This is a genomic window from Nonomuraea sp. NPDC049649, assembly GCF_040675175.1.
Classification (GTDB): domain Bacteria; phylum Actinomycetota; class Actinomycetes; order Streptosporangiales; family Streptosporangiaceae; genus Nonomuraea.
In genome coordinates this window covers 1-8,684 of sequence record NZ_JBFAOH010000078.1, presented here as the reverse complement: position 1 = coordinate 8,684, position 8,684 = coordinate 1, and the positions used below count along the sequence as shown (strand labels likewise).

At 73.1% G+C, this 8,684-nt stretch carries 1 protein-coding gene; it reads left to right on the top strand.

All coding sequences use genetic code 11. The features are described from left to right. Positions 1 to 8,684, top strand: an 8,684-nt coding sequence (locus tag AB0J42_RS37205) for an amino acid adenylation domain-containing protein (protein ID WP_364303210.1), incomplete at both ends; no start/stop codon positions are given.

Sequence of the window (8,684 nt, the reverse complement as noted above, 5' to 3'; positions counted from 1 at the left end):
GTCTGGCGGCGGGTCCTCGGCGTCGACCGGGTCGGCCGTCACGACAACTTCTTCGACCTGGGCGGCGACTCCATCCGCAGCATCCAGATACTCGGGCAGGCCCGCGACGCGGGGCTCGGGTTCAGGCTGCAGGATCTGCACCGTCACCCCACCGTCGCCGGCCTTGCCCGGATCGCCGGCAATGGTCTCGGGGAGGCGGCCCAACAGGAGAGCGAGCCGTTCTCGCTGCTGTCGCCCGAGGACCGGGAACGGCTGCCGGACGGGCTCGCGGACGCCTACCCGATGGCCGAGCTCCAAGTCGGCATGGTCTACGAGATGGAGCTCGACCCCGACCGGCGGCCCTACCACAACGTGCACAGCCTCCGCATCGCCGGGCCGTTCGACGAGGCCCGCTTCCGCGAAGCTCTCGCCCGGGTGGTCGAACGCCACCCGGTCCTGCGTACCTCCTTCGACCTGACCGGCTACAGCGAGCCCCTGCAGTTCGTCCACCCCGCCGCCGAGATCCCGCTCACGGTCGCCGACCTGCGCGGCGCGGACCGGCCCGAGCAGCGCCGGGTACTGGGTGAGTACGTACGAGCCGAGCAGCGGAACGTGTTCGACCCGGCGGTCGCGCCGCTGTGCCGGATGGCCGTGCACGTCCTCGGCGACGACTCCTTCCACTGGACGGTCACCGAGCACCACGCCATCCTCGACGGCTGGAGCGTGGCCTCCGCGCTGACCGAGATCGACGACCTGTACCGGCGGCTCGTGAGCGGAGAGGACCCGCGCCCGGCTCCGCTCCGCTCGCTCTACCGGGACTTCGTCGCCGCCGAACGCCACGCGCTGCGGTCCGGCGAGGACCGGGGCTTCTGGCTGGAGCGGCTCGCCGACCGGCCGCACCACCGGCTGCCACGGCTGCCCGAGGGGTCGTTCCCGATCGGCGAGACCATGCCCGGTGAGCGGCACGACAGCGACGGCGAGGTCAACGGCGCGCTTGCCACACCGCTCTCGGCGGAGCTGACGGCCCGGCTCGACGAGCTGGCCCGGCGCTGCCAGGTGCCGTTCAAGGCGGTCGTGCTGGCCGCGCATCTGCGGGTGATGAACCTGGTCACCGGCAGCTCCGACGTGCTGGTGGGGCTGACCTCCAACGGCCGGCTGGAGGAGACGGACGCCACCGACGTGCTCGGGCTGTTCCTCAACACGGTGCCGTTCCGGCTCCGGCTGCCCGAAGGCACGTGGGAGGACCTGGTCCGGGCCGTGTCGGACACGGAGCAGGACCTGCTGCCCCACCGCCGCTACCCGATGTCGGCATTGCAGCGCGAGCTCGGCGGCGAACCGCTCTTCGAAGTGGACTTCAACTACATCCACTTCCGCCAGTTCGGCGAGCTGGCGCTGGCCGAACCCGACGCCGAGCTGCCGGGCGTCGCGCGCACCAACTTCCCGCTCGGGGTCTCGGTCAGCCGCGAACCCGGCATCGCCGGGCTCCGGCTCGAACTGGACTACGACGCCCGGCAGTTCTCCGCCGAGCAGATCACCGTCCTGCGCGACTACCACCTGCGGGCACTGGAGGCGATGGCCGCCGACCCCGCCGCGCGACATGGAGAGGTCTCCCTGCTGGGCGAGGCGGAGAAGGCTCTGCTGACGTCGTGGAACGACACCGCCACCCCCTGTCCTGACACACCCGTCCACGAGCTGCTGCGCGAGCAGGCCAGGCGCACTCCGGACGCCGTCGCCATCGAGGACGGCCCCACCCAGCTGAGCTTCACCGAGCTGGACGCCGCGAGCGACCGGCTGGCGCATCGGCTGGCCGGCCAGGGCGTGCGGCGCGGTGACATCGTCGGCATCTGCCTGCGGCCGGGAGCCGCCGCCCTGATCGCGGTCTGGGCCATTTGGAAGGCCGGGGGCGCCTTCCTCACCCTCGACCCCGACCAGCCGCCCGCGCGGCTGCGGACCATGCTGGACGACGCCCGCCCCGCCCTGCTGATCGGCGACGGTGACGCCCCCGAGGGATATCCCGTGCTGGACCTCGCCTCGCAACCGGCCGAGGCCGAAACCGTCGCCCTGCCCGCGGCGGGGCCCGGCGACCTGGCGTACGTGATGTACACGTCCGGCACCACGGGCCGCCCCAAGGGCGTCATGATCGAGCACGGCAACCTCACCAACTACGCCCTCGCCCTGCTCCTCCCCCGCATGCGGGCGGCGCAGGTCAAGCCGAACGCCCGCGTCGTCCTCGGCACCTCCGCCTACATCTCCGACTTCTTCCTGGAGCAGATCCTCCCGCTGCTCGACGGCCACCGCCTGCTGGTGCTCACCGCCGAGCAGCGCCAGGACCCCCGCTACCTCGTCCACCGCGCCCACCACCCCGACCAGGCCGTCGACGCCATCGAAGCCACCACCGCCCAGATCCAGCTGCTGGTGGAGGCCGGGCTGCTCGACGCGCCGCATCCGCCCAGGCTCGTCGCCGTGGGAGGCGAGGCGTGCCCGCCGGACCTGTGGGAGGTGCTGCGCGCCCATCCCCGTACGGTGTCGTACAACACCTACGGCCCCACCGAGACCACCGTCGACGCGACCGCCGTGGACATCGCCGACCACCCCATCCCGGTCATCGGCCGTCCCTACGGCAACGCCCGGGTCCACATCCTCGACGACCACCAGCGCTCCGTGCCCATCGGCACCGTCGGCGAGCTGTACATCGCGGGCACCGGGGTCGGGCGCGGCTACCTCAACCGCCCCGAAACCACCGCCGCCGCCTTCGTCCCCGACCCCTGGGGGCCACCCGGCAGCCGTCTCTACCGCACCGGCGACCTGGCCCGTCACACCACCGGCGGGCACATCGAGTTCCTCGGCCGCGACGACCACCAGATCAAGATCCTCGGCCACCGCATCGAACCCGAAGAGATCGAAGCCGCCCTGCGCGCCCACCCCGCCGTCACCGCCGCCGCCGTCACCGCCCACCCGGCCCAGGACGGCCGCCACCAGCTCGCCGCGTACGTGGTCGGCGAGCCCGTCCCCGCCGCGGAACTCCGCGCCTGGCTCACCGGCCGCCTCCCGGGCTATATGGTCCCGCGCTGGATCGAGTACCTGGACGCGCTCCCCCTGACGGCCCAGGGCAAGCTTGAGCGGCGGGCGCTCCCCGGTCCCTCCGGGGAACGCCCCGACCTTGCGCACCCGTATGATCCCCCGCTCCCGGGAACCGAGGAGGTGCTGGCGGGGATCTGGTCCAGGGTTCTCGGCGTGGACCGGGTCGGCCGGCACGACGACTTCTTCGACCTGGGCGGCGACTCCATCCGCAGCATCCAGGTGCTCGGCCGCGCCCGCGACGCCGGGCTGAGCTTCACCCTGCAGGACCTGAACCGCCTGCCCACTCCGGCCCGGCTCGCCGGGGTCACCCGGGCCGCCGGCGCCGAGGACCGGCCGGTACGGGAGCCGTTCTCGCTGCTGTCTCCCGAGGACCGGGAGCGGCTGCCGGACGGGCTCGCGGACGCCTATCCGATGGCCGAGCTCCAGGTCGGCATGGTCTACGAGATGGAGCTCGACCCCGACCGGCGGCCCTATCACAACGTGGACGGGCTGCGGCTGTCCGGGCGGTTCGACGAGGGCCGCTTCCGGGACGCGCTGGCACGGGTCGTGGAGCGGCACCCGATCCTGCGTACCTCCTTCGACCTGAGCCGCTACAGCGAACCCCTGCAGCTCGTCCACCCCGCCGCCGAGATCCCGCTCACGGTCGTGGACCTGGCGGGGATGGACTGGGCCGGGCAGCGTGCGGTGCTGATCGAGCACATGCGGGCCGAGCAGCGGCACGGCTTCGATCCCGCGGTCGCGCCGCTGTGCCGGATGGCCGTGCACGTCCTCGGCGACGACTCCTTCCAGTGGACGGTCACCGAGCACCACGCCATCCTCGACGGCTGGAGCATGGCGTCGGTGCTGGCCGAGATCAACGACGTGTACCGCGCGCTGCTGGCGGGTGAGGATCCGGCCGCGGAACCGCTGCGGTCCACGTACGGCGACTTCGTGGCGGCGGAGCGGGCGGCGCTGAGGTCGGAGGACAGCCTGCGGTTCTGGCGGGAACGGCTCGCCGACCGGCCGGACCACCGGCTGCCGCACCGGCCCGCCGGCGCGTCGTTCCCGGAGGTCGTGCCCGGTGAGCGGCACGAGCACGACGAGAGCCAGGGCCACGGCGCCCTCACCACACCGCTCCCCCACGAGCTGCTGACCCGCCTGGAGGACTTCGCCAGAACGGCCGGGGTGCCCTTCAAGTCGGTCGTCCTGGCCGCGCACCTGCGGGTCATGAGCCTGATCACCGGCAGCTCCGACGTGGTGACCGGCCTGACGGCCAACGGCCGGCCGGAAGAGACCGACGGCGCCGACGTGCTCGGGCTGTTCCTCAACACGGTGCCGTTCCGGCTCCGGCTGCCCGAAGGCACGTGGCAGGACCTCGTGCGGGCCGTCTCCGACGCCGAGCACGACCTGCTCCCCCACCGCCGCTACCCCATGTCGGCGATGCAGCGCGAGCTCGGCGGCGAACCGTTCTTCGAGGTCGACTTCAACTACAACCACTTCAACCAGTTCGGCAGGCTGGCGGAGGTCGGCGCGCTGGCTCTCGCCGACCCCGGCGCCGAGCTGCCGGGCATCGCGCGCACCAACTTCCCGCTGGGAGTGTCGGTCAGCCGTGAGACCGGCGTCGCGGGCCTGCGGCTCGAACTGGACTACGACTCCCGGCGGTTCTCCGCCGAGCAGATCACCGTCCTGCGCGACTACCACCTGCGTGCGCTCGAAGCGATGGCCGCCGACCCCGCCGCGCGACACGGGGAGGTCCCTCTGCTGGGCGAGGCCGAACGGGCTCTACTGGCCTCGTGGAACGACACCGCCGCCCCCTGCCCCGGCACCCCGGTCCACGAGCTGCTGCGCGAGCAGGCCGGGCGCACCCCCGACGCGGTCGCCATCGAGGACGGCGCAACAGAGCTGACCTTCACCGACCTCGACACCGCCAGCGACCACCTCGCCCAGCGGCTCGCCCATCGCGGCGTGGGCCGGGGCGACGTCGTCGGCATCTGCCTGCGGCCGGGCGCGACGGCGCTCATCGCGGTGTGGGCGACGTGGAAGGCCGGTGCCGCCTTCCTCACTCTCGACCCCGACCAGCCGCCCGCGCGGCTGCGGACCATGCTGGACGACGCCCGCCCCGCTCTGCTGATCGGCGACGGCGACGTCCCGGGCGGCTTTCCGGTGCTGGACGTCAGGTCGGAGGAGGAGCCCGTGCAGGCCGGGCTGCCCGTGGTGGGGCCGGAGGATCTGGCGTACGTGATGTACACGTCGGGGACGACGGGCCGCCCGAAGGGCGTCATGGTCGAGCACGGCAACCTGACCAACTACGCCCTGTCCTTCCTTCTGCCCCGGCTGCGGGCGGCGCAGGTCAGGCCGAACGCCCGGGTCGTCCTCGGCACCTCCGCCTACATCTCCGACTTCTTCCTCGGGCAGATCCTGCCCCTGCTGGACGGTCACCGCCTGCTGGTGCTGACGGCCGGGCAGCGCCAGGACCCCCGCTATCTCGTCCAGCGCGCCCACCACCCCGACCAGGCCGTGGACGTCGTGGAGGCCACCACCGCCCAGATCCGGCTGCTGGTGGAGGCCGGGCTGCTCGACGCGCCTTGTCCGCCGCGCCTGGTGAGCCTGGGCGGGGAGGCCTGCCCGGGTGACCTGTGGGAGGCGCTGCGGGCGCGTCCCGGCACGGTGTCGTACAACACCTACGGGCCGACCGAGACGACCGTCGAGGCGACGGCGGTGAACGTCGCCGACCATCCCGCCCCGGTGATCGGCCGTCCGTACGGCAACGTCCAGGTCCACATCCTGGACGACCAGCAGCGCCCCGTGCCCATCGGGAGCGTCGGCGAGCTGTACATCGCGGGCACCGGGGTCGGGCGCGGCTACCTCAACCGGCCCGGCGCCACCGCCGCCGCCTTCATCCCGAACCCCTGGGGGCCGCCAGGCAGCCGCCTCTACCGCACCGGCGACCTGGCCCGTCACACCACCGATGGACACATCGAGTTCCTCGGCCGCGACGACCACCAGATCAAGATCCTCGGCCACCGCATCGAACCCGAAGAGATCGAAGCCGCCCTGCGCGCCCACCCCGCCATCGGTGCTGCCGCCGTCACCGCCCACCCGGCCCAGGACGGCCGCCACCAGCTCGCCGCGTATGTGACCGGCGACGGCGTCACCGGCGCCGAGCTCCGGGCCTGGTTGTCGGAGCGGCTACCCGGCTACATGGTCCCGCGCTGGATCGAGTACCTCGACACGCTGCCGCTGACCGCTCAGGGGAAGGTGGACCGGCGGGCCCTGCCGGTCCCGTCGGGTGACCGCCCGGATCTCGGCACGGAGTTCGCCGTCCCGCTGGCGGGCGCGGAGGAGCTGCTGGCCGACATCTGGTCGCGCGTCCTGGGCGTGAACCGCATCGGCCGCCACGACGACTTCTTCGACCTGGGCGGCGACTCCATCCGCAGCATCCAGGTGCTCGGCCAGGCCCGCGACGCAGGGCTGAGCTTCACCCTGCAAGACCTGTTCGCGAACCCGACGGTCGCCGGGCTGGCCGGCGTGGTGGACGCGGGCGCGGCGTCCCCCGCGGAGCGGGACGGGGAGCCGTTCTCCCTGGTGCCGGCCGAGGACCGGGAACGGCTGCCGGACGGGCTCACGGACGCCTACCCGATGGCCGAGCTCCAGGTCGGCATGGTCTACGAGATGGAGCTCGACCCGGAGCGCCTGCCCTACCACCACGTGGACAGCCTCCGCATCGCCGGGCCGTTCGACGAGGGCCGCTTCCGGGACGCGCTGGCACGGGTCGTGGAGCGGCACCCGATCCTGCGTACCTCCTTCGACCTGAGCCGCTACAGCGAACCCATGCAGCTCGTCCACCCCACCGCCGAGATCCCGCTCACGGTGACCGACCTGCGCGGCGCCGACGATCAGGAGACGGCGCTGGCGGAGTACGTACGACGCGAGCACCGCGACGCCTTCGACCTGTCTACCGCGCCGCTGTGCCGCATGGCCGTGCACATCCTGGACGACGACTCCTTCCAGTGGACGGTCACCGAGCACCACGCCATCCTCGACGGGTGGAGCCTGGCGTCGGTGCTGTCCACGATCATCACCTTCTACCGGCTGCTGCTGGACGGCGCGGATCCGCGGCCTGCTCCGCCGCGCTCGCTCTACCGCGACTTCATCGCCGCCGAGCGCGCGGCGCTCGCCTCCGGGGAAAGCCGGGACTTCTGGCTGGAACGTCTCGCCGACCGGCCCGGCTCCCGGCTGCCGCGCCGGAGCGGTCCCGCGGCCCGGCGGATCGGCGAGACCGTCGAGGGCGAGCGGCACGAGCACGACGAGAACCAGGGCCACGGCGCCCTCACCACACCGCTCCCCCACGAGCTGCTGACCCGCCTGGAGGACTTCGCCAGAACGGCCGGGGTGCCCTTCAAGTCGGTCGTCCTGGCCGCGCACCTGCGGGTCATGAGCCTGATCACGGGCAGCTCCGACGTGGTGACGGGGCTGTCCTCGGACGGCCGGTTGGAGGAGGCGGGCGCCGCCGACGCGTGCGGCCTGTTCCTCAACACCGTGCCGTTCCGGCTCCGGCTGCCCGGCGGAAGCTGGCGGGAGCTGGCGCGGGCGGTGTTCGGCGCCGAACGCGAGCTGCTGCCGCACCGCCGCTACCCGATGTCGGCGATGCAGCGCGAGCTGGGGGGCGGCGCGCTCTTCGAGGCCGGTTTCGTCTACAACCACTTCCACCAGTTCGGCCGGCTCGCCGAGGACGGCACGCTTGCGCAGGGCGGCGCGGACACGCCCGGCATGGGGCGGACGCACTTCCCGCTGCTGGTCGCCGTCAGCCGCGAGGCGGGAGTCGAAGGGTTCCGGCTGGAGCTGGAGTATGACGCCAGGAGGCTGTCCGCGGACCAGGCGGTCGCCCTGCGCGACTACCACCTGCGCGCGCTGGAGTCGATGACCGCCGACCCCGAGGCGCCGCACCACGCGGTGTCTCTGCTGGGCGAGGCCGAGCGCGAGCTGCTGGCGGCATGGGCGGGCGGCGCCGACCGGTTCGAGGCCGGGCTCGTACACGAGCTGGTGGCCCGCTGGGCGGAGGCGACGCCGGACGCGGAGGCGGTCACCTGCGGGGACGAGCGGATCTCCTACGGCGAGCTGGACGCCCGCGCCGACCGGCTGGCCCGCCGGCTGCGGGCACTGGGCGTCGGGCCTGAGGTGTGCGTGGGCGTCTGTACCGGGCGGTCGGTCCGGATGGTCGTGGCGGCCCTCGCCGTGCTGAAGGCCGGGGGTGTCTACGTGCCGCTGGACGCTGGGTTCCCGGCCGAGCGGCTGCGGTTCATGCTGGCCGACCTCGGCGCACCGCTGGTGCTGACGACCGGGGACGTGGCCGGCGGCGTGCCCGGCGGGGCGTGGCGGACCCTCGACGTGGCCGAGTTGGAGGCGGGCGGGGACACCGGGCCGCTGCCCGAGCGGCTGAGCCCCGGCAACGGCTGCTATGTGATCTTCACCTCCGGCTCGACCGGACGCCCCAAGGGAACCCTGGTCACGCACGCCAACGTCACCCGCCTGTTCCAGGCCACCGCCGCGGCCGGACTCGACGCCGGACCGGCGGACGTATGGACCCTGTTCCACAGCTTCGCCTTCGACTTCTCCGTCTGGGAAATGTGGGGCGCACTGACCAC